The sequence below is a fragment of the Erwinia sp. AK-PDG3-5 genome, assembly GCF_056821705.1.
In genome coordinates this window covers 2,459,784-2,484,003 of the sequence record NZ_CM165967.1, presented here as the reverse complement: position 1 = coordinate 2,484,003, position 24,220 = coordinate 2,459,784, and the positions used below count along the sequence as shown (strand labels likewise).

The following is a 24,220-nucleotide window of genomic DNA, read 5'->3' as shown; positions in this document are numbered from 1 at the left end:
GACCTGGCGGATCACTTCAACGTATTCGCTAATTCATCGGCCCCTTTGTCGATACCGACTTTGGCCGCGCTAAGCGAGCCAATCGTTGCGGAGATGTTCATGGCATTGGGATACTGACGGGCAACCCAGGCAGTCAGTAATGTATTGCTCTGCGCATCGTAAACTTCGACCGCATAGTCGACATAGCCGCTGAACATGCCCCGGCCACCGCGAACAGACTGCACGATATTGTACGGGCCGCCTGCCAGATCGAATTTGGTGAAGGTACCCACGACCTGGGTGGTGGTATCCGCTCCGGTCAATGTCAGTTTTATCCGCAAGGTTTTCGGCGCAACCACGGTGGTTTCCTGATAATGCGCACGAAGACTGGCGGTGAATTTATCCTTCATATAGGTCGCCAGCTGTTGGCGATCGGCTGGCGACATATCGCCAAACTGGCCATCAGCACCCTGATAAATCGTCACTGGTTCAACAATCATGGTGCTGTACTGATTCCAGTCCACCTGCGTGCTGTACTTAAACGGAATGCGATCCGCTTCATCGCCCGTATTGGGTGTCAGCCGCGCGGCGGAATCTATCCCGGCATAGCGGGCGGGTGGTGTGCTCGCACAACCGGTCAGAAAAACAGCCACGGTGAGTAAGGCAACAGTCGAAGATCTGATCATTTTTTCGGCCCTGGAGAAAGGAGAGAGAAAGGTTAGTGGATAAACTTAACCTATAACTGAACTGTACGGTTTAGTTATGCATGGATTGTGAGGAAGTGTCAAGAGGATGTTGCGTGGTGTTAACGTGAGGAAGGCGGTTAACGCCAGCCACAGAGGATGTGGCTGGCGGAGCGATCAGGGTTGCCGGACCAGCGCCCGTGTCTTATCCAGCAGGAAAGGGCGCAGATAACCGACGGTGTTGGACAGCAGGATGACATCCTCAGATACCATGATATTCAGCACATCGCGCAGATAGCGTTTGCGGGTTTCCATCCGCTGCCAGACGTCTGGATACTGGCTTTGCAGTTCTTCTCTCAGTTCCGCATCCGCCAGCGCAACGGTATCTTCAATGCTGCAACCGCCATAGCCAGGCAGTGACGGAATAATGTCGATCTGAAAAATCATGCCGCTCTCAAGCGCGATCGTTGAATCCGGGTAAACCGGCGAGCAGAGCCACTCTTCATCCGCCACCAGGTGACCCGGATTTAAATGCCATTGCCATTTCGCCTTCGGCATGGCTTCTTCGACCACCTGATAAAGCTCGCCGCCCGTCAGGCCAGGGCGAAGGGCTTCCAGCCAGCGGGTCACCGCACGATAGTAGGGAATGGCTAACGCCGGCAGGTAATCCGCCACTGCCGCAGGCAGTTCATTTTCCGCCGCCACCACATAGGCGGAACGGCTGGTCAGCCCGCCCTTAAAGCCGACGGTCATCGAGAACTTATCCCCGGCCTGAATCGCTTTATCCGTGGGGTATAAGCCTGCATTGGCAAACCGGTCGCCGGTGGCGGCGATGGTAATGACGCTATTCGGCTGGCCATCCGCCGCCAACAGCTGACCAATCTGCTTCTCGGTTTTGCCGGGTTCAATCTGCTCAAGCGCAGCCAGTACGTTGGTGGAAGCCAGATTGGCACCATACTCATAAAAAGCGATTTCGCTGGCGGTATTTATCCGGCGCACGCCATACTCAGGTGAAATAAACAGCGAGGTGGCGTTAACCACATTTTTCCGCTCGCCTGCGGCGTCGATAATGGCTTCAACGATAAACGACGGCACGTCGAAGGTATAACGCGTATCGCGCAACTGGCTGGTAAATAATTTCCAGCCGACCACGCCGATCTGGCTTCCGCTGTGGAGGCCGGCCTGCAGCAGCACAACCACTAACGGCGCGTCGTTATCCATTGGTTGATTAGGCAGGGAAAAGGCCGGTGCGTGCAGGCATTTGCCGCCGTTGCGCGCATGGGGAACCAGTTTCAGATTCTCGTTTCCCATCACGTAAGTCAGTTCGCCCTGCGCCGTGAGGATCAGCAAGGCTTCTTCAAAGCGCGGAATAAATCCGGCGAGGTATTCGAAATTCCCGCCATGCTCTTTGTCGGCATAGATCGCAATGGCATCAAGCCGATGCTGCTGCATGGCCAGCAGGATATTCTGCAGCCGCTGACGCATCGCCTCATCGCTGATTACGGGCGATTTTGCATTGGAGAAGCGCTTTGGTGGCGGGACAGACGTAAGCTCATAACGGACAGGGGACTGATTCATCCTCAACCTCAATGTTTTCGAATTAACATCGTTACCTTAACGGCCAATGGACTGCATTTGTACCAGCGTCGCCTGCAGAATTTCTGCAACCTTGCGCTGCGTGTCCTCATCACTGTCGTGACAGGCATGCAGCTGGCTGCGCAAATTGTGGATGGCCTGGGTCAACTCCGGTGAAAACGGCTGGCGGTGTTCGAACATCGCCTGACTGACGGAATCACTCTGGCTGGCAAACAGGGCCAGCTTGGCAATCAGGGCATCAGCCACCGCCTTGTTTTCGTCCAGATGCGCTTCGCCTTGCTCATTAATCGCATAGCGTTTGCGGTTGCCTTCCTGCTGCACGGTCACAAAGCCCACATCTTCAAGGTAGGTCAGGGCCGGATAAATTACCCCTGGGCTTGGCGTATAAAAGCCACCGCTCTTGTCGGTCAGGATCTTGATCAGCTCATAACCGTAGCTGGCCTGTTCTTTTAGCAAGGACAACAACAGTAACTGCAATTCATCCGCGCCAAACTTGCGGCCACGCAGGAAAGAAGGGCGATCGCGATGACCTGCGTCGTCTCTGCCGCCACGGTGCCCGCCGCGATGCCCATCATGACGATCGCCACGGCGATCAAAATGACGCTCACCAGACGCATCATGACGCCCACGATGGTGGTGATGTCCGCTGCGCATCGCGTCACGCCACTGGTCAAACATCATCGCCAGCGCCTCTTCACGGCTCTCAGCCTGTTGGAAACACTCACTGCGACGGTCCTGTGACTGGGAGTGCGCAGGGTGGCGACCGCCACGGCGGTCATTAAACATTTCTTTAAACATAAGGTTCTCCTGATTGAAAGATATCTTACGACTGTATCGTAAGATAGTGCTAGTTTTATATCTTACGATAGGAAATAGCAACAGGCAGCGATCGGCATTGCGCACGTTATGTTCATTTTGGCCGGCAGTCGGTGACGGTGAAAAAGGGGAATGCGCAGGGTGGAAATCAGGTATATGACTTTATTATTACCACGCGGCTGTGAGGGCCTCGGAGAGTGCGGAGGGCGTTTTTTGCAATTTAACTGGCCTCCCAGGGATAGCGGTGGCAATTGCAGGCACGCGCTGACAATAATGAAATATTCGGCTGTCGCAGGGCAAAAAACCAGCGATTCAAACCAAAACTTCCCATCATTTTTTCCTATCACCGGCATGGAATAAACTCCACATATCCCACATTAGCAACAAAAACCGGGCTTGCACGTCGCGGCGACAGTCGTCACTATCATTTCATCAACATTCATGAAGGTCAGGGTGAAGTGATGCAGCAGGGATACAGTAAGCACAGAGAATTAATGCCGGATGTCCTGACGGCGGCGAAGCAAATTCGCCAGGGTGAGCGCAGCAGCGTCTCGCTGGTGGAACTCTGTCTGCAGCGAATAAAAACCCACAATTCCACATTGAATGCCTTTGGCGATGTATTTGAACAGGCGGCGTTGCGCGAGGCAGAGGCCTGCGATCGTGAGGCGGCGGAGGGGCACTGGCGCGGTCCGTTACATGGCGTGCCGTTCGGCATTAAAGATCTGTTTTCCACCGCAGGACTGCGCACCACCAAAGGGTCGCTAACCTCGCTGGAAAATGTCCCGAACAGTGATGCCCCGATCGTTACCCGACTGAAAGCCGCAGGGGCGATCCTGCTGGGCAAAACCGCCACCACGGAATTTGGCTGGACCGGTTCAAGCTACTCACGCGTGTTTGGTCACGGACGTAATCCGTGGAATACCGCGCTGACCAGCGGCGGATCCAGCTCTGGTTCGGCCATCAGCGTGGCGGCACATCTGGTTCCGGGCGCGTTGGGTTCCGATGGCGGGGGGTCGGTCCGTATTCCCGGTGCGTTTTGCGGCCTGTTTGCCCTGAAAGCCTCGCTCGGACGTATTCCGACCTGGCCGTGGTCTGCCACCGAAATGCTCAGCCATGCCGGGCCGCTGACCCGTACCGTGCGTGACAGCGCCCTGTTGTTCGATCTGCTTTCCGGTCCTGACGCCCGCGATCATCAGGCTTTGCCGGAAAAAAACGAATGCTGGCTGGAACGCTGCGATCGGCCATTGCCACGCTTTCGGGTGGCGTATGCCGCCACGATGTTCAACACGCCGGTCGATGCGGAAATTGCCACGCAGGTTGAGCTGGCCGTAGAAAAAATCGCGCAGGGTTTGCCGGTTGAGCTGATCCCCATTCAGCTCAATTGGGAAAGCCCGTTTGAAACCTTTAATACGCTGTGGACCGGAGGACGAGGCGTGGCCTACGGCGCGGCGTTGCATCAGCAGATGGACCTGCTCGATCCGGGGTTTGCGACGCTTATTGAGCGGTCTAAAAGCATCGGACTGGCCGATTACCTCAGCGCGCAGAAACAGCGTGCGGCCTTTGCCAATAGCGTGCACGCCCTGTTTGAAGACATTGACCTGCTGGTGATGCCAACTCTGCCAGTGCAGCCGTTTGCCGCCGATCGCCAGACGCCGGCAGATCAGCCTGAAGGCGATAGCGGCGTGGAATGGGCGCGCTGGACGCCGTTTACCTGGCCGTTCAACCTGACCGGCAATCCGGCAGCCACCCTCCCGTGCGGCATGACTTCGCAGGGGTTGCCGGTGGGGTTGCAGGTGATTGGCCGTCGATACGCCGAAGGCGATGTGCTGCAATTCTGCGCAGCAATAGAAGACTTACTGCCCTGGGCGCAGCATCTGCCGCCGCAGGCCTGATAGCAAAAGAAGGGAAATCATGATTAATCAGCCGAGACTGGATGAAATTAAGCGGGTGTTGAGCAGCGATAAGCGGGTGCGCGTTACCGATTTGGCTCAGCGCTTTGTGGTGTCCGAAGAAACCATCCGCCGTGACCTGAAGTATCTGGAAGAACAGGGTGTGTTACGCCGCGTACATGGTGGAGCCATTTTGCCGGTGCCGAGTGAAGAGCAGCCGCTGCAAATCCGCAGCCGCATCAAACCCCGCGCCAAAGTGCGCATGGGGCAACTGGCCTGTGAATTAGTTGATGAAGGTATGGCGCTGTTTCTGGATACCGGCACCTCCACCCTGGCACTGGCGCAACAGCTGACGCAATTCTCGCGGCTCAAGGTGTTCACCAACTCGCTGGATATCGGCAGCCTGCTGACCCAGCAAAGTGACAATGTGGTGACCGTGGTGCCGGGTCGGGTGCGTCGTAATGACAATGCCCTGATCGGCCCGCACACGCTGGCGTTTGCGCAACAGTTTCATTACGACATTGCCTTTATGGGGATCGGCGCGGTCGATCTGAGCAAGGGTTTTATGGATTACGAAGAGCCCGAAGCGCTGCTGCGTCGGGTACTGAGCCAACACTGTCGCCAGAGCGTAATCCTGGCGGATGAGGGGAAATTTGGTCTGCGTACCTTTGTTAACACGCTGCCGTTTAGCGGCGTGGATACGCTGGTGACCAATGCGCCACCACCGGCAAGTTTTGTCGCAAGTCTGGAGAAAGCCCATGTCAATATCCTCCATCCCGGCGTGGCCGCGGATGATGCCAAACGATTATCAGGCCTTTGATGCGCTGTTTGCGCAAAGCAGTGCCATCGGTGCCACGCCAGCCGGTGGTTTACACCGACTGACGGCAAGTGCGGAAGATGGTGCGATGCGCGACGCGTTTTGCCACTGGCTGCGACAGCAGGGCTTCAGTGTCCACGTTGATCAGATTGGCAATGTGTTTGGCCTGATGACCTTATGTCCGGGCGCGCCCTGGCTACTTTGCGGTTCGCATCTGGACAGTCAGCCCGCCGGCGGCCGGTTCGATGGGGCTTATGGCGTAACGGCCGGAGCCGTGGCGATCAGCAGCCTGGCCCGGCAGCTAAAGAAGGGCGACGCGCAGCGTAATCTGGCGGTGGTGAACTGGACCAACGAAGAGGGCGCGCGTTTCCAACCCAGCCTGATTGGCAGTGCCGTATTTACTGGCGCCACCACGCTGGAGGACGGGCTGGCCTGTACCGATGCGCAGGGCATCACCCTGGGTGACGCGCTCCACAGCATTGGTTACCGTGGCGAGACATTGCCCGAACTGCCGCTGGCGGCCTACGTGGAAATCCACGTGGAACAGGGCCCACATCTTGAGCGACAGCAAAAGCAGGTTGGCGTGGTCAGCGAGACCTGGGCCGCGCTGAAATGGCAGGTGGCGTTCCGGGGCGAACAAAATCACACCGGCCCGTCGTTAATGGCCAGCCGTCGCGATGCGCTATTGGCGGCGGCAAAAACCATCGTTGCGGTGCGTGAGGAAGCCAATAAGCACGGGCTGGCGTTGCATACCTCCGTTGGCCGGCTGGAAACCTACCCAAATTCGCCCAATGTGGTGACGTCGGAAGCGACGCTGTATCTCGAATTTCGCTCAGCGGACGAAGCCTTACTGAAAATGACCGGCGACAGCTTTGCCGAAACGCTACAGCGCATTGCGCAGGAAACGGCAACGGATGTCAGCCTTGTATCTTCGCTGTTTCGGCCGCGCCAGCAGTTGAGTGCGCCGCTGGGTCAACGTGCGCTGGCACAGGCCGAACGGTTGGGACTCAGCGCGATGTTGATGCAAACGGTTGCGGGGCATGATGCGGTCAGCCTGAGCTATCACTGCCCAAGCTGTTTGTTGTTTGTCCCCAGCCATAACGGGCTGTCGCACAACGAAAACGAATTTACCGGGCAGGATGATTTACACCGGGGTTTAGATCTCCTGCTGGCGCTGCTGGCCGATCTTTGCCTGCATCCCGATGCCGCTGATGAGGTAACACCATGCTAAGCCGATTAGAACAGGCTCTCAGCGCCTGGCAGCCTGACGCCGAATGGGTGATTGACCCCGGCACCGCCGGGGTCGCTTCACCGCATCGCGTGGCGACCGAGTGGGCGGGATTTAAGGTGCAGAAGGGCAGTCAGCACTTTTACGCCAAAGTCCTGCATGAGGATCAAAAGCCGTTGATCAACATTGAACACACGGTGGTCGCCAGCCGCGCAGCCGCTGAACTGGGCCTGGCGCCACAGCTGATCCATGCCGATAGCGAACAGGGCGTGGTGATCTTTGCCGCGCTGGATGACCGCTGGCATTGGGCGACGCTGGACCAGCTGACTCAGCCACAGCATTTCCACAAGCTGACGCAGATCCTCGACCAGCTACATGAAATTAGCGTGCCGTTGCCCACGCGTCACGATGCGCTGCAAAAGCTGCGTGAATGCTGCGAGCGTGACAACGTGAGATTGCCGGACGAGCTGCGCTGGCTGGGGGAATGCGTCGACCTTGCCTGGCAGGCACTGAATGAGCACCCTTATTCCCCGGTGTTGATTCATGGCGATCCGGTTGCCAGCAACTGGCTGGTTAACGATTTGGGCGAATGGCAACTGCTCGACTTCGATCACGCCGCGCAGGGGGATGCCTGGTACGACATTGCGGTTCTGCTGCATGAGCGTCTGCCGTTCGATGACCAGTGGCGGGAGGCGATCCGCGCCTGGCGCGGCGAGTGCAGCGAAGCAGATCATGCACGTTGCCGCCTGTATGCATTGATCGACAGCTATTACTGGACGCTGTGGGGATTCTGGAGTGGTCACACCAGCTCCCGCGGCCTGGAATTTACCAAAGTGGGTCAGTGGACCTTACTGCGCTGTCGGCAAAGTGCCGCCGATCCGCGCCTTGAACGCTGGTTAGCCCTTGTGGCGGGGAGTGCAGCATGATGAAACGTCCAGGCGAAGCGCAAAGCTGGCAGGAGCAGCGGCTGGAGCAGGCGCTGGCCGTGGTGCCGCAATGGCAGAGCGCAGACATTCTTTATCGTCCGGTCAGTGGCGGCATTTCTAACGCCAACTGGCGGGTGGAAGTGGCCGGTGCGCCGACCGCCTATTTTGTAAAAATCCCCGGCGAAGGCACCGAGCGATTTATCAATCGCGACACCGCCCATGAAGCCAGCCTCAAGGCGGCGGAAACCGGTTATGGCGCTCATGTGTTCGCCTATTTACGCGAACAGGGCGTGGAGATTTTTGAATTTATGGAAGGCTGGCGTCCCTCATCGAACCAGGATTTCCAGCAGCGTGACGTGCGTCATAAGGCGCTGCTTGCGCTGAAAAGCTTTAACGATCGCTCGCTGCTGGCGGAGAGCAAAACCGTATTCGATATGCTGGATGAGCATATCGGTCAGGTGACGTCGCTGGGGGCAACCTTCTCCGCCGATGCGGTATGGCTGCACAAGCAGAGCCAGCGCGCCCAATCCGCGCTTGAAGCGGCCGGGCTGGATATGGTGCCCTGTATGAACGACACCCTGGCGGGGAATTTTATGCTGAACGCCGGCGGGGATATCCGGCTGGTCGATTTTGAATATGCCTCGAATAACGATCGGTGTTATGAACTGGCTTTATGGTTTGGCGAAATGTTTTTCACCCCGGAAATTGAGCGTGAACTGCTGGAGGATTATTTTGGCCAGCTGGAACACGCCTGTTATGCCCGGGTGCAAATACACAAGTTTCTCGCCGATATGAAGTGGTCAACCTGGGCGATTATTCAGCATCAGGTGGCGGATATCGATTTTGATTTTTCCAAATACGGTGCGTGGAAAACACTCCGCGCCCGCAGCGTGCTCAACCATCCTGACTGGGAGAACTGGTTGCGCGCGGTTTAAGCCCAGGGGAATCGCTGTTTATCAGCAGGTAAGGGAATGCAAAACCATAAATATCCTGAACCGGAGGTGGTTATGAGTTCCATTATAATGACGCCACAAAAGCGTTCGTTAATCAGTTTAAAGAATAAAATCTTTGCCGTTTACCTGCTGGTCTTAGCATTACTGGCGTTATTTCCGCCATTATATTTAAGCGTCAGCGGCAGCAGTGCATTGGTCGCAGGTATCCCATTACCCATCGTTTACTGGTTAGCCATTGCCGTGTTTTTAGGGCTTGGGTTATGGGTGATGTATCTGGCTGAATGTGCTTTCGGGGAAATTCCTGAAGATGAGGAAGTGCTATGAATATGTCCGCCGTTGAACCCCATTATTTTATTACCTTTGGTCTGATTGGTTTGTTCCTGGCGATTATGATTGCCGTGTTGTACGCCACCAATCAGAAGAGCACCTCGTTTTCTGATTATGCCGTCGGCGGGCGTTCTTACGGTCCATGGTATATCGCCATGAGCTATACCAACTCCTGGTGGCCGGGCGCGACCTTTACGGCATTTTTTGCCATGTCGGTTAGCGGCGTGATTGGCTTTTATGGCGCGGTGTATTCCACACTGGGCGTCACCGCGATGTATCTGATGGCGCGACGTGCCTGGAAATGGGGCCAGCACTTTAATCTGACTACCCAGCCAGACCTGCTCGGTATGCGCTTTAACAGCCCGGCGGTAAAACGCGTGGCCTCGATTATCGGCATCATCTGCGTGTTCCCGTGGGTAGTGATGGGCATCCAGGCGCTGGCGTTGTTGGTGGATTTCGCCAGCTTTGGCCGCTGGAGCGTGACCACCTGTTTGATCGCTGGCGTGGTGCTGATTCTGGTGCGTCAGTACTGGACAGTAAATATGGGTATGCGCGGTCTGATTATGACCGACATGTATCAGGGCATTGTGGCCTACGGGCTGGGGTCACTGGTCTGCGTCTGGTTGCTGTTTAGCGGTGGCGAGCACGGCTTCACCCAGCTCTCCAGTCTGCCACCGGCGATGTTGCAGATCCCGGGTGCGGAAGGCAGTCATTATGGTAGCTGGTATATGTTCAGCCTGATCTTCACCGGTGTGGTCGGTTCAATGTGCTGGCCGATGAGTTTCCAGCGTATTTACACCGCCAGCGGCATTAAGGCGGTGAAGAAGGGGACATTGCTGACCATTCTGCTGGTGGGCGGTTTCTACGCCATCCTGATGCTGTTCGCCACCGCCATCAGTCAGGATCCGGGCGTGCAGGCTAATCCGCAGCAGGGCTTCTTTACCGCACTGTTCACCCACGGCGGCCCGTGGCTACTGGGTCTGGCGCTGGTGATTGTGCTGGCCGCCAGTATCGGTCACGTCGATGGCTGTGTGCAGGTGTGTGGCACACAGTTCGCCAATGATTTGGCAACCTGGAATAAACCGCGCAGCGACCGTCAGCTCACGGTGCTGGCAAAGTCAGGCATGGTGGTCTTTATTGTCGCGGCAGCCGTGCTGGCTTACCTGACCTTTAACTACTCACGTCTGCAACTGTTGGCGCAGATCTCCTATCAGGGCATTATCCAGCTGGCCGTGCCGTTGTTCTTTGGCATCTTCAGCCGTTTTGGCAACAAGCAGGGCGCGTTGATGGGCATGCTGACCGGCATTGTGATCGCCATCGTGCTGACCGTGTTCTACCCGGATGACATTCCGGCGCTGGGTTCTTTGACCAGCGGCATTGTCGGTCTGGCGGGTAACGTGCTGGTGTTTATGGTCTGTGGCGTGATGATTAAATCGTCTGCAGAGGAGAAAGCCCGGGTGGACGCGCTGTTCGCGCTGGCCGACGGGCAACGGCAAACCCAACCGGCGGTGAAACCGCTGATGAGTTAACCCCGAAGGGCGGCGCAAGCCGCCTTTTTTCTAGGGGAAGCGGTTAATGATCCCTTCAGACGGGAAGGAGTATTTCATCACAGTGAATGCTTCTGATAATGTGGTGCGCAGAAATCCGACCTTAATCTCAGCGGCGTTACTCCGGCGAAATCCCTTTGCACAGCAGGGCAAGCGCATGCTGGACAATCGCTTCACGGGTGGCATCATCATCACCTGGCCGAAGTTGAACCAACGGCACCAGTACCAGGCTGAGTAGAGAACTCATTAACAGCACCGTATTGATCTGCGCGTTGATTTTTCCCTGCTGTTTCCAGCCGTCCATAATGCTGAGGATTTTAATTCGCGCTTCTTTGCCAAATTTTTCCTGGATGCGCAGGCGTATGGGCGAGTTGTCACTGACCGCTTCCTGCATCCACAGAGGGGCAAACCAGCTGTCGCGCTGCGCGGTGGACGCCAGTTCCCTGACCATCTGTTCAATCGCCAGCATCGGTGCGTCAGCGTTGGCGACAAAAACCGCAAAAATACGACTGCGCACCGGCAGGAAACGCTCTTCGATAATGATATCGAGCAGGGCTTCTCTGGAGTGAAAGTAGTAATTCATCATCGCCGGCGTGACACCGGCGTTACGGGCGATGGCGTTCATCGAGGTTTCAGCGATGCCCTGTTGGGCAAAAAGATGCAGCGCAATATCCAGCAGGTGATCGCGCTGTTCGACGTTAATCGCACCGCCGCGAGGGCGGCCTGGTTTACGTGGGCCAGTTTTCAGCGGCTTAGCGCCAGAATTTGCTTTCAGTGCGGACATTTTTTACCTGCCTGTTGCGTTCATGTTAAGCTTTGCGGTAAATATTAATTGTGCATTTAATTAATTACAAGCGAGTCATCTCATGGATTCAGAATCCACTTCATTAAATCAACCTGACGTGCAGACCAAAGAGCCTTCTTTGCGTCTGCTGTTTAGCGCGTTACTGCTGGTCATGCTGCTGGCAGCACTGGACCAGACCATTGTTTCAACGGCACTGCCGACCATCGTTGGCGAGTTGGGCGGGCTGGATAAGCTCACCTGGGTGGTGGTGGCCTATACGCTGGCCTCCACGGTCGTGGTGCCGCTGTACGGTAAGTTCGGCGATCTTTACGGTCGTAAGCCGGTACTGCAGCTGTCGATCGTGTTGTTCCTGCTGGGATCGGCGCTGTGCGGGCTGGCGCAAAATATGGATCAGCTGGTGTTGACCCGGGCGCTTCAGGGACTTGGCGGTGGCGGGCTGATGGTGGTCAGTATGGCGGCGGTGGCCGATGTGGTGCCACCCGCCACGCGGGGACGTTATCAGGGGCTGTTCGGCGGCGTGTTTGGTCTGGCCACGGTGATCGGGCCGTTAACCGGCGGCTTTATCGTCCAGCATATGTCGTGGCGTTGGATTTTCTATATCAATCTGCCGCTGGGGCTGCTGGCGCTGGTGATTATTGGCCTGGTGCTGAAGCCCGGCGGCAAGCGCAAACAGCATGAGATAGATGTGCTGGGTGCCTTTTATCTCAGCATGGCGCTGGTGGGCATCACGCTGTTTACCAGCGAAGGCGGCTCGGTGAAAGCCTGGTCCGATCCCGCGTTATGGTGCATCCTGGCGTTTGGCATCGTCGGCGTGATTGGCTTTATCCACGAAGAGCGGCTGGCCTCAGAGCCGATTATCCCGCTGCGGCTGTTTCGCGAGCGCAGCTTCCTGCTGTCGAGCCTGATCGGCTTTATTATCGGCATGTCTTTATTCGGCAGCGTGACCTTCCTGCCGCTCTATTTGCAGATAGTGAAAGAGGCAACGCCCACCCAGGCGGGGATGCAGCTGTTGCCGTTGATGGGCGGGTTATTACTGACGTCAATCATCAGTGGACGCATCATTAGCCGCACCGGTAAGTATCGCATCTTCCCGATTGCCGGCACCTTACTGGCCAGTATCGGTATGGGACTGCTGACCACCATTTCCACCGAGTCGCCCACCTGGCATCTTTATCTGTTCACCTGCGTGATGGGAATGGGGCTGGGCATGGTGATGCAGGTGCTGGTGATTGTGGTGCAGAACACCGTGGAGCCGCATTTGCTTGGCGTGGCGACCTCATCCGTGACGCTGTTCCGCTCTGTGGGCGGCTCGATTGGCGTGGCGCTGTTTGGCACGGTATTCAGTCAGGTGCTGAAGTCCGGGCTGGAACGTCTGATACCTGAAGGAACAGAATTGCCGCGCAGCATGGATCCCAAAGCGATACAGCACTTGCCGACGGCCATTCACCATGACTATCTGCTGGCGTTTGGGGATGCCATTCATGCGGCATTTTTAATGGCGATGTGCGTGATGATCCTCGCCTTTGTTTTATCCTGGTTGCTGCCTGAAGCGCCGCTTCGTCGCGAATAGGTGAGGGGGGCTTGACCGGGGAAATAAGCACAGCGCGATGATGTTAATAAGGGGGCGGTCAGGGGAAATAAGTGCAATTTCACCCCTGAACGTTACCCGGTGTTATTTTGTCGGCAGGGAAGTTTTGTAAAGATAAGTAAGGTGAGGGGGATAGTTAACACTGGCTGTTTAGTCGGATAATTATATACGGTATAAGTTGTTATCTTTTATCTCTCCCTGCGGCCGTATTAATGAAACATTTATTCACATTCAAGAATCTGTTCACTCTCGCCTTTATCGTCATTGCGGGATGTTCATCGAAACATGATTCTGGCCGTGACGTTGCAGATAATAATGAACAGCAAAATAGTAACACGGCGGAGCAACCCGATTTGATTCCGGTGCTCGCCGCTTTACACGATCAAATGCACTCCTGGCAGGGCACGCCGTATCACTGGGGCGGCACCAATCTGCAGGGCGTTGACTGTTCCGGGTTTGTCTGGCGCACCTTGAAGGATCGCTTCAATATTCCAATGGACCGGGTAACCACCAAAGAGCTGATTGAAATGGGTAAGCCGGTCGCAAGAAATCAACTGCAAACCGGCGACCTGGTATTTTTCCGGATTCATAATGAGCTGCATGTGGGTTTTTATGATACGCAGGATCAGTTCCTGCATGCGTCAGTCAGTAATGGCGTGATGCGTTCGTCGTTGGATAATCCGTACTGGAAATCGGTTTATTACCAGGCGCGCCGGCTAAAAAAAGAAGTTGGGGCGGAAATTTCGTTTAATAGCGATAAGAAAAATCTCTTTCTTGCCAGTAAATAGCTGACAACGATTTATCCATCGCCGGATCGTGGCGTAATTATCACCTGGCCGCCGTCCTGACGATTTCCCCGGTGGGTCAAACCGGGGACGTTAACCCATTAGCCATTTCTGCTAAGCCACTTTTCCAGTCGCCGTAAACTGGCTTCCTTCAGACTGTTTTCTTTCCACACCAGATAGTAGGTCAGCCTGCCGCAGTCAACCTGGTGCGCTTCCATGGCGATCAGCGAACCGGCCTGCAACTCGCTTTCAACCAGCACCCGTTGCGCCAGAGCAATTCCCTGACCTTCAAGCGCCGCCTGATACGCCAGCGCAGAGCTTTCCAGTTCACGCCTGCTCTGTTGCTTCAGGTCGACGCCGAACGCCTCTCCCCAAATCTGCCAGTCATCCGGTCTTCCGCGCACGCTTAACAAGGTGTGTTTATTCAGGCTGTCGGGCCGGAAACTTTCTTTTCTGCCCGGCGTCGGTCGACAGACCGGAACCAGCACGTTGCCGACTAAGGCGGTGGCATGGAGTTGCGGCCAGTCGCCGTTAATGAGCCCGACAGAGGTCGTTGAGGCGATCGACCGCACCTGTGAAGCCTTTCCGGCATGGGCGCTAAAAACCGCTAAACAACGCAGCGATATCCTGCGCCGCTGGTATGACCTGGTGCGTGCCGATAAACGCGTGTTCGCCGAACTGATGGTCAGAGAAAATGGCAAATGCCTGAGCGAAGCACTGGGCGAAATCGAATATGGCCTGGGCTTTATTGAATGGTATGCCGAGGAAGCGCATCGGGTGTATGGCGACACCATTCCATCGCACGATGCCAATGCCTCGGAGCCGGTTGGCCTGACGGCCGCCATTACGCCATGGAATTTCCCCTTTATGATGATCACCCGCAAAGTGGCCACCGCGCTGGCAGCGGGCTGCACCATGGTGATTTAACCGGCAGAAGAGACGCCGCTGACGGCGTGGAAGTTACTGGAATATGCGCGCGAAGCCGGTATTCCGTCCGGGGTTTTTGAAATGGTCACCGGCGATCCGCAAGCGATTGGCGAAGCCTTTACCCGCGACGAGCACATCCATAGGGTGTCGTTCACCGGTTCGACCCGCGTTGGAAAGATCCTCGCGAGAAAGTGCGGCACCACGCTGAAAAAAATGACCCTGGAACTGGGTGGCAATGCGCCATTTATCGTCTTCGACGATGCCACGCTTCCGAGATTTTCGGCCCGGTTTTCGCCCTGTATCGCTTTAAAACCGAGGAAGAAGCCATCCGTCGCGCCAACAACACCGAATATGGCCTGGTGACGTATGCCTGGACCAACCAGCTTGGCCGCGCTTTCCGCCTGTCGAAACAGCTGGAGGCGGGGATGATCATCATGAACTCCGGCTCGGTCGGCACCGCATCGGTTCCCTTTGGCGGCATCAAGCATTCGGGCTACGGGCGTGAAGGCGGACATTATGGGATTGAGGAATATGTGCAGGTGAAATATGTGCTGATGACCGGGCAGCAGCATTAATGCTGTCTGGGAGCCGTCGCTGGCCTATTTTCCGGGACAACAATTCATTCTGTGACGGCCATCAACCCAATTGCTGGCTATCTGTTTATACTGCGATGGTAGGCTACCATACAAGATAAACAGTATAGCGAGAATTTATCATGCAAATGACGATGCGTTGGTTCGGTCCGGAGCAGGACAAAATCCCCCTGGAGTATTTCCGTCAGGTACCGGGCGTGGAAGGCGTGGTTGGGGCACTGTACGATGTTGCCGTCGGTGAAGTCTGGCCGGAAGATAAGATTACCGCGCTGGTGGGTCAGGCTCAGGCCGCAGGTCTGACGATGGAAGTGATCGAAAGCGTGAATATTCATGACGACATCAAGATTGGCCTGCCCAGCCGTGACCGTTACATCGCCAACTATCAGCAAACCATTCGTCATCTGGCCAAAGCGGGTGTGAAGGTGATTTGTTATAACTTCATGCCGGTATTTGACTGGATGAAGACCGATATGAACTACGTGCTGCCAGACGGTTCCCTGACCATGGCCTTCGAGAAGAAGGGCATCGACAAGAGTCTGGAAGAGGTGGTGAAAGAGGTTCTGGAAAATTCCAACGGGTTTGCCTTGCCAGGCTGGGAACCGGAGCGTCTGGGTAAAGTGCAGGAGCTTTTTGCCCAGTACAAAGACGTTGATGACGTTAAGCTGCGTGAAAATCTGGCCTACTTCCTGAAAGCGGTGATCCCGGTGTGTGAAGAAGTCGGTGTGAAGATGGCGATCCACCCGGACGATCCCCCGTATTCCATTTTCGGCCTGCCGCGCGTGGTGAAAAACCGCGACGATCTGGACTGGATCTGTAATGCGGTCGATTCCGAGGCAAACGGCATCACGCTCTGCACCGGCTCCATTGCGGAAGATCCGGCGAACGACGTGTACGGCATTCTGGCTGAGTTTTCGCGTCGTAAGCGCATTCACTTTGCCCATGTCCGCAACATCAAAATCATTCAGGACAAGGATTTCTACGAATCGGCCCATCCCACTCAGTACGGTTCCCTGAATATGCTGAAGGTCATTCAGTCGCTGCACGACAATGGCTTTGATGGCTATATCCGTCCGGATCATGGCCGCTTTATCTGGGGCGAGACCGGTCGTCCTGGCTATGGTTTGTACGATCGTGCATTAGGCGTGACCTATCTTCTTGGCTTGTGGGAAGCCGTCAGCAGTAAATAACCTCTCCAGCGGGGAGCTTTCCCCGCTATTTCTCGGTGTCGGCTTAAAGATAGATAACATCATTATGAGGGATCATTATGTCACCTATATTATCACTTACATGGGTTCTGCTAGGGATTGCGTTATTAGTCGTACTGAATCTCAAATATAAATTTCATAATATCTTTTCGCTGCTGATTGCCGGCGTGCTGGTGGCGATTTTAGAGGGGATCCCGCTAGATAAGATTGTCTCCACGGTACAGCAGGGTATCGGCAGTATTATGGGCCACCTGGCGCTGATTATTATCTTCGGTGCGGTGATCGGTAAGTTTATGACCGAATCCGGTGCCAGCCAGCAAATTGCCGACACGGTAATCCGGCGCTGTGGCACGCGATATCTGAGCGTCGGGCTGATGTTTATCGGGGTCATCTTCGGTATCGCCATGTTTTACGAAGTGGCCTTCCTGATCGCTATGCCGCTGGTGATGAACATCGCTAAAAAAGCCAACATCCCCTATATGAAGCTGGTGATCCCGACGGTGGTTGGTGCAACAATGGGACACAGCCTGTTCCCGCCGCAACCGGGACCGGTGGCACTCATCAGTGCCTTTAATGCCGATATCGCGCAGGTCTATCTGTATGGCGTGCTGGTGATTATACCTGCGCTGTTTTGTGCCGGGATCCTGCTGCCTAAATTCCTGCCGGGCATTAAAAACATCCCGCTCAATTCGATGATTAAACCCGTTGCCGAGTTAGATCCGCAGTCGCTGCCTTCGTTTAAAACCAGCATTATGGTGCCGCTGATCCCGGCTATTTTGATGATTCTGGCATCAATAATTAAGCCGCTGGCCGGCAAGGGGACTTTGCTGACCCAGCTATGTGCTTTCCTCGGCAGTGCGGAAATCAGCATGTTAATTGCCACCTGTACCGCCATCTGGTTCCTCGGTATCCGACGTGGGATGACCGCGGACGCCGTAACAAATAACGTCAGCCTGTCGATTTCGCAGATCGCTAACGTGCTGTTTGTGATCAGCGCCGGCGGGATACTCAAACAGGTGATTATTGATTCCGACGTTGGCGACAGCATTGTCCACGTGATGAGCAGCGTGCCGTTCTCACCGTTTGTGATTGCCTGGCTGATCACCGCCGTCATTCGCATCCTGACCGGACAGGGCGCGGTGGCCGCCATTACCTCCGCCGGGATTGTGGCGCCGATGGTCGGTGCCTTCCATCTTAACCCGGCATTGATGGTGCTGGCCGTAGCCTGCGGCAGTAACACCATTACGCTGATGTACGACGGGGGTTTCCTGCTGTTTAAGGAGACCTTTGGCATCTCGATGAAAGATACCTTTAAGACCTGGGGATTGCTGGAGTTGATTAACTCGGTGGTCGGCCTGGGAATGGTGCTGCTGTTAAGCCTGTGGATCCACTGACCCCCGTCCGTTCTGAAGACGCAACCCCTGCTGCAGATGGGGTTGCGTCATTATCATCCCGTCCGCTTAACGGCTGAGCGTGGCGTTCAGCGCATCAATCGACGTTTGTAACCCCGCCTCGACGCTCATGGTCAGATCTTCCATCTCCAGCGAAACATAGCCGTCGTAGCCGGTCATACGCAGCACCGAAAAGAACTCTTTCCACCAGCACAGATCCTGGCCACAACCCACCGCAACATAGTTCCAGGTGCGGGTTTTGGTGTTGGTCACCGGCTGATACTCCATCAGCCCATCGATGTCGGCCAGCCCGCGTTCGATGCGCGCATCTTTGCCATGCACATGGTAAACCGCACCCTCTAGCTTGCGCGCTGCAGCAATCGGATCGGCGCCCATGGCAATCAGGTGCGAGGGGTCGAGATTCATCCCGATCATCTCGCCGACCGCCTTCCGCAGACGAAGTAAGGTCGATGGATTAAACACCAGCTGGCAAGGGAACTCCTCAATTGCGATCTGCTCAATGCCGTGCTCTCTGGCATGGGCGACAAATTTCTTCCACCACGGGATAGCCACTTTGTTCCACTGATAATCAATCACTCCGGGCATATAGCCCGGCCAGGAAACGGTGGAGGTGATCCAGTTGGGTATGCGATCTTCCGGTCCGCCGCCGGGCAAACCACTCATCATCACGATCTTTTTAACACCCAGCTTGCCTGCCAGCTCGACGGTACGATAGCTGCTTTGCGTATGTTGCTCGCCCAGTTCACCCGGCGCTAAAGGATTTCCTGAGCAGTTAAGGGCAACAATCTCCATGTCACGTTGGGCAAGCGCGTGACGAAACTGGTCGAGCTTTTCTGCCGAGGTGAGCAGTTCTTCAGTGTTGACATGCGGGCAGGGCGACCAGCCGCCGGCCGTCATTTCAACGCCGGTAATGCCGTAGCTTTTAACTTTATCCAACATTTTCTCAAACGATAAATCAGCCAGAACGTCGGTACAGAGGGCGAGTTTCATAACATGTCCTTATTCAGAGTCAGAGCATCGTTATAACAGAGAGATGAATGAAAGCGACGCAGCGGCGAAAAGCGTGATTTCAGACTGTGCTGAAGATCGATTATCTGAATACAAAAAACGAAATAGCCGTGACGGTCATCCCAGTTACATTTTAACGCGTTGACATAGCAAGAATGGAGAGAAGCGAAATAAGCGAAAAATGGGCCAAAAAAAGATAACGCGACGGGATTCAGGAAATCAGTTGCGTGGTTTTAAATAACACGCAAAATGAGTCGTACAACAGGCCGCAAGAATAGCGACAAACTCAGCGGAGGCGCCATGCTGACTTTTTGCAGTAACCAACACCCTACATCAGGCGGTTTTGCCCATGACAGTCGTCCCCGGCTGATGTTCATCTGCAAACACCAGGGTAAAGAAGCTGCAAAACCGAGGATAATGCACAAGCATGACGAGCGTTTTGAACTGATGTTTGTGGTTGAAGGGGCGGGAAGCTACAACATTGATGGACGCGGTTATCAGGTCAAATGCGGTGACCTGATGCTGTTCAATGTCGGCGTGTTGCATGATGAAAACCCACATGCGTCAGACGATCTGCTGATGTACAGCTGTGGTGTTGAGCAGCTGAAAATTGAAGGCTTGCCGCTTAACGTTCTGACGCCACGTTCGCAAAGTGCGGTGATGCCCAGTGGTGAGTGTTACGAAGAGATCCGTCATCTTTTTGAGCAAATGTGGCGGCACGTCAGCGCTAAAAAGCTGTATGGTGCGGACATCGGCAACAATCTGCTGAACGTATTGTTACTGCTTTGCCGCAGCCTGTGGATCGAAAATAAAGCGCTTGATGACACCACGGAAGTATTGTTGGGGCAGCGCATCAAAGATTATATTGACGATCATTATAAAGAGGATATCGACCTGAAATCGATTACCGCCGCCATCAATATGAGTCCATTTTATCTGGCCCATGTCTTTAAGGATTTTTCAGGCTACTCGCCCAAGCATTATCAGAGCCGTCGCAGAATAGGTGAGGCGCAAAACTTATTACTCAGTACCGAACTGGGTGTGACGGAAGTGGCGAATGCGGTGGGTTACGATAACGTGAATAACTTTCACCGCATATTTAATAATATGGTGGGGATCCCACCCGCCAAATATAAAAAATACTGGCTAACCGGTCAGGCTAAGGCCTGACGATAAACCTGCAAATTGACGTTTACCGCGTTCAGTAGCGGCGTGCTGACGCTGTTCCTTGCCGCGCGCAGCAGCAAATCCCCGATCACCTGGTCTGACTCAATGTCATAGCCCTGGCTCAAATCGCGGTACATCGACGAGGTCATCGGCGTGTCAGGGTTGCTGAGGATGGCGTAAATTTTGGCGGTCACTGCCGGGCGAGGGTGATAGCCATCGGCGCTGATGACCGCGAGGATCTCGCTGAACACGCCCTGCAACAGCGCTTCGCCGCCGTGTGACCGCAGGATCTGCTGGGTGTTGCCGCGTGACAGGCAGGTGACCGCGCCCAGCGTGCTGAGCAACAGCCACTTTTCCCACAGCTCGCTGATAATGTCATCGCTGAAAATCGTCTCTAAGCCGCAATCGCTTAACGCCGCATCGACCCGCTGCAGACGCGCGTCATTGTTGCCATCCAGCGCGCCATAATAAATCTGCTGCAGCGGCGTCATTTGCACCACTTCACCATTGGGTCCCAGCGTGGCGTTGATTTTGCACAGGCCGCCAATCACATTGTTTTTGCCAAAGCGATCGCGCAGGGTGTCAATATGGCGCATGCCGTTGAGGATCGGCATGACAAGCGTCGCAGGCCCGACCGCCGGCGCGATATCCTGCATGGCCTGTTCAAGGCCGAAACTTTTGACCGTCAGGATAATCAAATCAAACGGCCCGTTGAGCGTGCTGGCCTGGGTCAACTGCGGATGCAGCGTCTCGGTTTCACGGGGCGTTTGTAATATCAGCCCGTTTTGCTGCAACTGCTGCAGGCGACGTTCGCGTACCAGAAAGGTTACATCACGACCGGCCTGCGCCAGACGTCCACCAAAATAGCCGCCGGTTGCTCCGGCACCCACCACCAGAATACGCATTGTGTGATCCTGTTAAGTCATCAAGAGAGCCCCTACCTTAAAACGCGTCGGCAGGCGTTGCCAGCAGAGAAATGTTTCATTCATCTGAGCACGCTGTGTGCTGCTATTCCCCGGATTGTCGCGTAGTCTGGCGAGTCCGGCTGCCGCCGTGCCATTCAGCCGGTATTACGGGTATCGTCTTTCACTGAGGAGCAGTTCCATGTTTCACCTGATTTTCAGTTTGCCTTCGCTGTACGTTATTACGCGTTTTATTGGCCCAATGCCCTGGCCACTGTCCGTCCGGTTGGCAACGGCGCTGTTGCTGCTTATCGCTTCTCAGTACCATCTTTTCTGCCGCTTTTCGTCAGGCAGCGTGTTTGCGCCGGAAATGCCGCGTTTTATCGTCATTCTGTTTAACTGGGCGTTTTGCGCCATCTTCCTGATTGCGCTGATGCAGATCGCCACCGATGTGGTCGCGCTGATTTCGCTGATCGTTCAGCACCAAATCGCCATTCAGCCGGGCTACCGTTACGCCATCGGACTGATTGCCGTGGTGCTTTCGGCGTATGGCGTGCATCAGGCGATACGGGTGCCGCCGGTGAAAAACATCACCGTGGAAGTCAGCGGTCTGCCGGCCGAGTTTGAGGGCTACAAGATTGTGCAACTGACCGATATGCACATCAGCCGGTTGTTTCCGGCAAGCTGGTCAGCGGCCGTGGTGAAAAAAGCCAACGGACTGGGCGCCGATCTGATTGCGATCACCGGCGATGTGATTGACGGTACCGTTAACAATCGCCGGAAAGATGTTGAACCGCTGCGTGACCTGAGCGCGCCGGATGGTGTGTATGTGATCACCGGCAACCATGAATATTTCTTTGAACAGAAAAAATGGACGGAACACCTGATCCAGCTGGGCATGAAGTCGCTGCCGAACAAGCATGCGGTGATCAACCGCAACGGTGCGAAGCTGCTGCTGGCCGGCGTTAACGATCTGTCCGCCAGCAACCGTTCTTCCACCTCATCCGATCTCGATCAGGCGCTGGAAAATGCTCCGGTCGGCGCGCCGATTATCCTGCTGGATCATCAGCCGAGAAATGCCCGCCAGGCCGCGGCACGCGGTGTTCAGCTGCAGCTCTCTGGCCATACGCACGGCGGATTGATTGCCGGGCTCGATCGGTTCTTTGCACCGGCGAACGGGGGCTTTGTTTCGGGATTTTATGACGTGGAGGGGATGACGCTTTACGTCAACAACGGTACCGGTCTGTGGCCGGGCATGGCGCTAAGACTTGGACGTCCTTCGGAACTGACGTTGATCACCTTAAAAGCCCGCCGCAGCGAGCCCGCGAAAGACGTTGTCCCCGAGAGGGTGGCCCTCGCCAGTGAGTAAAGGCTGAATGCCCTGGCTCTCCAGGCAGGATCCCCGGAGAGCCGAACTATCTCTTCAGTTCTGACACCTGCTGTAATGCCTCAACCGCTTTGCCAGCTTTCTCTATGAAGGGACCTGCATGGGCAAAAATGTCGCGGTTGTATGTGTGGCTATTTAGCTGTATGTAAAAATCACATTTCCAAAACTGAACACTTCCTGCTCTCCCGTGTTTTTCGCATATGACTGCGACCCACTCATTACCAGATGGTTAGTGCTTGAAATGCTCCCCACCCAATAGTCCATTACGACTTCTGACCAATCTGCGTCTCGTTGCCAAATATATATACCTACACTTGTTGGCCCACCGTCTTGGGTATATGCATACCGGGTGTTCGAATTATTGAGAATTGTTGTCATTTCACCTAAAGGGGTGATCTTATTTATAAACGTACCCGTAATATAACCCTGTGATGAGTTGTTGGCTGTGATTATCAAAATCTGGTCACTTGTAGGACTTGTATATGTTCCATTTATACTCATAACTTCTTGTTCCCCTAGAATACATAGGGTTAAACTTCAATTGCGGACGATTATAGTGAATAAAAACAATAATACAAATTTTAATATCATGAGACATCTTTTGGCCTTGTCGATACTGCTGGTGCATGCCGCTGGCGTGTCAGGCTCTCCTGTTTTATCGACAATTCTTCGGTATGTTAATGGCGATGTGGTTGTTAAATGTTTTTTTGCAATTAGCGGATATTTAATTGCTTTGAGCTTTCAGCGCAACAACCTCTCTACATTTTTCCTAAAAAGGTTTAACAGGATAGTTCCGGCCTATTTTATGGCTATTATTTTGATGGTAGTGATTGGCGTTCTGTTTACACGTTATCCAAAAATGGACTTTCTGCAAAGTAGTGAGTTGTACAAATACGTGTTAGTTAATTTTACCTTTCTCAATTTCATGCATCCATCACTGCCTGGGGTTTTTGATGGCAATCCTCTTTCAGCAATGAATGGTTCGCTTTGGACGATTAAGTCAGAGATAATGCTTTATATCATGACGCCGATAGTCCTTGCTGTTTCGGGCAGACGTGGTGCTTTACCCTTCGCTATTATGTATTTAATTTCAGTTTTATGGGTTTTATGGTTCAGTATCATTCATGTAACATCGTCGTCGAGAACACTGTCTCTGCAATTTGTCGGCATGGCATCTTATTATTTTCTGGGATCGTTTTTTGCTGTCAACAGAGTCAGGCTGAAACCCTTGCTTTTAACTTTCGTATGCTCGATCTCGCTGTGGTTTTTTACAGAGAAACACCCGATCATAAGAATTTTTATTGAACCCTGTCTTATTGTTTCTTCCGTGTTGCTCTTGAGCTTGTTTACCCCTAATTTTAGTACTAACAAACACCCCATTGATATTTCTTATGGAATTTACCTGTATAACTTTCCAGTCATTCAGATTTTCGTTTATTGGGGTTTCTTTCAGAAGCAACCCTGCATTGCACTTCTTTTATCGGTCATTATGACCTGTACCCTTGCCTGTGCTTCATGGTTTCTCGTTGAACGTCGTTTTCTGAAGTCGCAACGACCCGGTTTACTTCACGAAAAATCAATTAACCGCATGGTGACTTGAAAACAGTCGCGTTAGTGAAACTATCTCGTGAAGGGAACTGCACCTCACACGCCCTGAGCATTGCGCTCAGCGGAGACCAG

The 24,220-nt window shown here is 54.4% G+C and carries 22 protein-coding genes and 1 pseudogene; 16 read left to right on the top strand and 7 right to left on the bottom strand.

What is annotated here, in order from left to right; all coding sequences use genetic code 11:
• Positions 1-11: 11 nt before the first annotated feature.
• From AC1UKS_RS11390 to AC1UKS_RS11380, 3 genes are all read right to left on the bottom strand, one after another.
• Positions 12-665, bottom strand: coding sequence for a DUF3313 domain-containing protein (locus AC1UKS_RS11390; protein WP_265910452.1), 654 nt, complete (start codon positions 663-665; stop codon positions 12-14).
• Between the two features lie 174 nt (positions 666-839).
• Positions 840-2,240 (bottom strand): M24 family metallopeptidase, encoded by a 1,401-nt coding sequence (locus AC1UKS_RS11385; protein WP_482433619.1) that lies wholly within the window; start codon positions 2,238-2,240, stop codon positions 840-842.
• Between the two features lie 36 nt (positions 2,241-2,276).
• Positions 2,277-3,056 carry a PadR family transcriptional regulator gene (locus AC1UKS_RS11380; RefSeq protein WP_482433618.1) on the bottom strand — a complete coding sequence of 260 codons (780 nt, stop codon included), beginning with the start codon at positions 3,054-3,056 and terminating at the stop codon, positions 2,277-2,279.
• Between the two features lie 512 nt (positions 3,057-3,568).
• On the opposite strand from AC1UKS_RS11380, the gene AC1UKS_RS11375 reads away from it, so the two are divergent.
• The 7 genes from AC1UKS_RS11375 to AC1UKS_RS11345 are packed head-to-tail and all read left to right on the top strand — an operon-like array spanning position 3,569 to position 10,743.
• The gene (locus AC1UKS_RS11375) at positions 3,569-4,966 is read left to right on the top strand and encodes an amidase (protein ID WP_482433617.1); all 1,398 of its coding nucleotides are present in this window, start codon (positions 3,569-3,571) and stop codon (positions 4,964-4,966) included.
• 19 nt (positions 4,967-4,985) lie between these two features.
• Positions 4,986-5,783 (top strand): DeoR/GlpR family DNA-binding transcription regulator, encoded by a 798-nt coding sequence (locus AC1UKS_RS11370; protein ID WP_482433615.1) that lies wholly within the window; start codon positions 4,986-4,988, stop codon positions 5,781-5,783.
• Complete coding sequence (locus AC1UKS_RS11365; RefSeq protein WP_482433614.1) at positions 5,722-7,011, top strand: allantoate amidohydrolase; 1,290 nt, start codon at positions 5,722-5,724, stop codon at positions 7,009-7,011. Before AC1UKS_RS11370 ends, AC1UKS_RS11365 begins: the two co-directional genes overlap by 62 nt.
• Positions 7,005-7,934, top strand: a complete 930-nt coding sequence (locus AC1UKS_RS11360; RefSeq protein WP_482433612.1) for a phosphotransferase — start codon at positions 7,005-7,007, stop codon at positions 7,932-7,934. The genes AC1UKS_RS11365 and AC1UKS_RS11360 overlap by 7 nt, the downstream gene beginning before the upstream one ends.
• Positions 7,931-8,869 (top strand): phosphotransferase, encoded by a 939-nt coding sequence (locus tag AC1UKS_RS11355; RefSeq protein WP_482433610.1) that lies wholly within the window; start codon positions 7,931-7,933, stop codon positions 8,867-8,869. The genes AC1UKS_RS11360 and AC1UKS_RS11355 overlap by 4 nt, the downstream gene beginning before the upstream one ends.
• 36 nt (positions 8,870-8,905) lie before the next feature.
• Positions 8,906-9,211 (top strand): hypothetical protein, encoded by a 306-nt coding sequence (locus tag AC1UKS_RS11350; protein ID WP_265910460.1) that lies wholly within the window; start codon positions 8,906-8,908, stop codon positions 9,209-9,211.
• A complete protein-coding gene (locus tag AC1UKS_RS11345) occupies positions 9,208-10,743 on the top strand; it encodes a sodium:solute symporter family protein (RefSeq protein ID WP_482433609.1) in 1,536 nt (511 codons plus the stop codon). Before AC1UKS_RS11350 ends, AC1UKS_RS11345 begins: the two co-directional genes overlap by 4 nt.
• A gap of 136 nt (positions 10,744-10,879) precedes the next feature.
• On the opposite strand, the gene AC1UKS_RS11340 is transcribed toward AC1UKS_RS11345, so the two are convergent.
• On the bottom strand, positions 10,880-11,545 hold the full coding sequence (locus AC1UKS_RS11340) for a TetR/AcrR family transcriptional regulator (RefSeq protein ID WP_482433608.1): 666 nt from the start codon (positions 11,543-11,545) through the stop codon (positions 10,880-10,882).
• 82 nt (positions 11,546-11,627) lie between these two features.
• On the opposite strand from AC1UKS_RS11340, the gene AC1UKS_RS11335 reads away from it, so the two are divergent.
• Positions 11,628-13,136, top strand: coding sequence for an MDR family MFS transporter (locus AC1UKS_RS11335; RefSeq protein ID WP_482433607.1), 1,509 nt, complete (start codon positions 11,628-11,630; stop codon positions 13,134-13,136).
• Between the two features lie 230 nt (positions 13,137-13,366).
• Positions 13,367-13,942, top strand: coding sequence for a C40 family peptidase (locus AC1UKS_RS11330; protein ID WP_053143142.1), 576 nt, complete (start codon positions 13,367-13,369; stop codon positions 13,940-13,942).
• A 98-nt stretch (positions 13,943-14,040) separates the two neighbouring features.
• On the opposite strand, the gene AC1UKS_RS11325 is transcribed toward AC1UKS_RS11330, so the two are convergent.
• Positions 14,041-14,511, bottom strand: a complete 471-nt coding sequence (locus tag AC1UKS_RS11325; RefSeq protein ID WP_482433605.1) for a LysR substrate-binding domain-containing protein — start codon at positions 14,509-14,511, stop codon at positions 14,041-14,043.
• Between AC1UKS_RS11325 and AC1UKS_RS11320 the strand changes: the two are divergent.
• The 4 genes and pseudogenes from AC1UKS_RS11320 (at position 14,474) to gntP (ending at position 18,058) form a co-directional block, all read left to right on the top strand.
• Positions 14,474-15,229 (top strand): annotated as a pseudogene (locus AC1UKS_RS11320) (aldehyde dehydrogenase family protein). The gene AC1UKS_RS11325 and the pseudogene AC1UKS_RS11320 sit on opposite strands and share 38 nt — an antisense overlap.
• Entirely contained in the window at positions 15,142-15,441 is a 300-nt protein-coding gene (locus tag AC1UKS_RS11315; RefSeq protein WP_482436928.1) for an aldehyde dehydrogenase family protein, read from the top strand. The pseudogene AC1UKS_RS11320 and the gene AC1UKS_RS11315 overlap by 88 nt, the downstream one beginning before the upstream one ends.
• 140 nt (positions 15,442-15,581) lie before the next feature.
• Complete coding sequence (uxuA, locus tag AC1UKS_RS11310) at positions 15,582-16,646, top strand: mannonate dehydratase (RefSeq protein WP_482433603.1); 1,065 nt, start codon at positions 15,582-15,584, stop codon at positions 16,644-16,646.
• 77 nt (positions 16,647-16,723) lie between these two features.
• Positions 16,724-18,058: a gluconate permease GntP gene (gntP, locus tag AC1UKS_RS11305; protein ID WP_265910467.1), complete on the top strand. Its 1,335-nt coding sequence runs from the start codon at positions 16,724-16,726 to the stop codon at positions 18,056-18,058.
• A 66-nt stretch (positions 18,059-18,124) separates the two neighbouring features.
• Here the strand turns inward: gntP and AC1UKS_RS11300 are convergent, their stop codons facing one another.
• On the bottom strand, positions 18,125-19,066 hold the full coding sequence (locus AC1UKS_RS11300) for a sugar phosphate isomerase/epimerase family protein (RefSeq protein WP_482433602.1): 942 nt from the start codon (positions 19,064-19,066) through the stop codon (positions 18,125-18,127).
• A gap of 318 nt (positions 19,067-19,384) precedes the next feature.
• Here AC1UKS_RS11300 and AC1UKS_RS11295 point away from each other — a divergent pair, with 318 nt between their 5' ends.
• On the top strand, positions 19,385-20,254 hold the full coding sequence (locus AC1UKS_RS11295) for an AraC family transcriptional regulator (protein WP_482433600.1): 870 nt from the start codon (positions 19,385-19,387) through the stop codon (positions 20,252-20,254).
• Here the strand turns inward: AC1UKS_RS11295 and AC1UKS_RS11290 are convergent.
• Positions 20,239-21,156, bottom strand: coding sequence for a ketopantoate reductase family protein (locus tag AC1UKS_RS11290; protein WP_482433598.1), 918 nt, complete (start codon positions 21,154-21,156; stop codon positions 20,239-20,241). The genes AC1UKS_RS11295 and AC1UKS_RS11290 overlap by 16 nt on opposite strands.
• Before the next feature lie 199 nt (positions 21,157-21,355).
• Here AC1UKS_RS11290 and AC1UKS_RS11285 point away from each other — a divergent pair, with 199 nt between their 5' ends.
• Both AC1UKS_RS11285 and AC1UKS_RS11280 read left to right on the top strand, forming a co-directional pair.
• A complete protein-coding gene (locus AC1UKS_RS11285) occupies positions 21,356-22,522 on the top strand; it encodes a metallophosphoesterase (protein WP_482433597.1) in 1,167 nt (388 codons plus the stop codon).
• 619 nt (positions 22,523-23,141) lie between these two features.
• Positions 23,142-24,140, top strand: coding sequence for an acyltransferase family protein (locus AC1UKS_RS11280; RefSeq protein WP_482433595.1), 999 nt, complete (start codon positions 23,142-23,144; stop codon positions 24,138-24,140).
• Positions 24,141-24,220: the final 80 nt, after the last annotated feature.

Coding starts and splice junctions, on each gene's coding strand:
- AC1UKS_RS11390 (WP_265910452.1), bottom strand. CDS start 665: ATGATCAGATCTTCGACTGTTGCCTTACTCACCGTGGCTGTTTTTCTG.
- AC1UKS_RS11385 (WP_482433619.1), bottom strand. CDS start 2,240: ATGAATCAGTCCCCTGTCCGTTATGAGCTTACGTCTGTCCCGCCACCA.
- AC1UKS_RS11380 (WP_482433618.1), bottom strand. CDS start 3,056: ATGTTTAAAGAAATGTTTAATGACCGCCGTGGCGGTCGCCACCCTGCG.
- AC1UKS_RS11375 (WP_482433617.1), top strand. CDS start 3,569: ATGCCGGATGTCCTGACGGCGGCGAAGCAAATTCGCCAGGGTGAGCGC.
- AC1UKS_RS11370 (WP_482433615.1), top strand. CDS start 4,986: ATGATTAATCAGCCGAGACTGGATGAAATTAAGCGGGTGTTGAGCAGC.
- AC1UKS_RS11365 (WP_482433614.1), top strand. CDS start 5,722: ATGTCAATATCCTCCATCCCGGCGTGGCCGCGGATGATGCCAAACGAT.
- AC1UKS_RS11360 (WP_482433612.1), top strand. CDS start 7,005: ATGCTAAGCCGATTAGAACAGGCTCTCAGCGCCTGGCAGCCTGACGCC.
- AC1UKS_RS11355 (WP_482433610.1), top strand. CDS start 7,931: ATGATGAAACGTCCAGGCGAAGCGCAAAGCTGGCAGGAGCAGCGGCTG.
- AC1UKS_RS11350 (WP_265910460.1), top strand. CDS start 8,906: ATGCAAAACCATAAATATCCTGAACCGGAGGTGGTTATGAGTTCCATT.
- AC1UKS_RS11345 (WP_482433609.1), top strand. CDS start 9,208: ATGAATATGTCCGCCGTTGAACCCCATTATTTTATTACCTTTGGTCTG.
- AC1UKS_RS11340 (WP_482433608.1), bottom strand. CDS start 11,545: ATGTCCGCACTGAAAGCAAATTCTGGCGCTAAGCCGCTGAAAACTGGC.
- AC1UKS_RS11335 (WP_482433607.1), top strand. CDS start 11,628: ATGGATTCAGAATCCACTTCATTAAATCAACCTGACGTGCAGACCAAA.
- AC1UKS_RS11330 (WP_053143142.1), top strand. CDS start 13,367: ATGAAACATTTATTCACATTCAAGAATCTGTTCACTCTCGCCTTTATC.
- uxuA (WP_482433603.1), top strand. CDS start 15,582: ATGCAAATGACGATGCGTTGGTTCGGTCCGGAGCAGGACAAAATCCCC.
- gntP (WP_265910467.1), top strand. CDS start 16,724: ATGTCACCTATATTATCACTTACATGGGTTCTGCTAGGGATTGCGTTA.
- AC1UKS_RS11300 (WP_482433602.1), bottom strand. CDS start 19,066: ATGAAACTCGCCCTCTGTACCGACGTTCTGGCTGATTTATCGTTTGAG.
- AC1UKS_RS11295 (WP_482433600.1), top strand. CDS start 19,385: ATGCTGACTTTTTGCAGTAACCAACACCCTACATCAGGCGGTTTTGCC.
- AC1UKS_RS11290 (WP_482433598.1), bottom strand. CDS start 21,156: ATGCGTATTCTGGTGGTGGGTGCCGGAGCAACCGGCGGCTATTTTGGT.
- AC1UKS_RS11285 (WP_482433597.1), top strand. CDS start 21,356: ATGTTTCACCTGATTTTCAGTTTGCCTTCGCTGTACGTTATTACGCGT.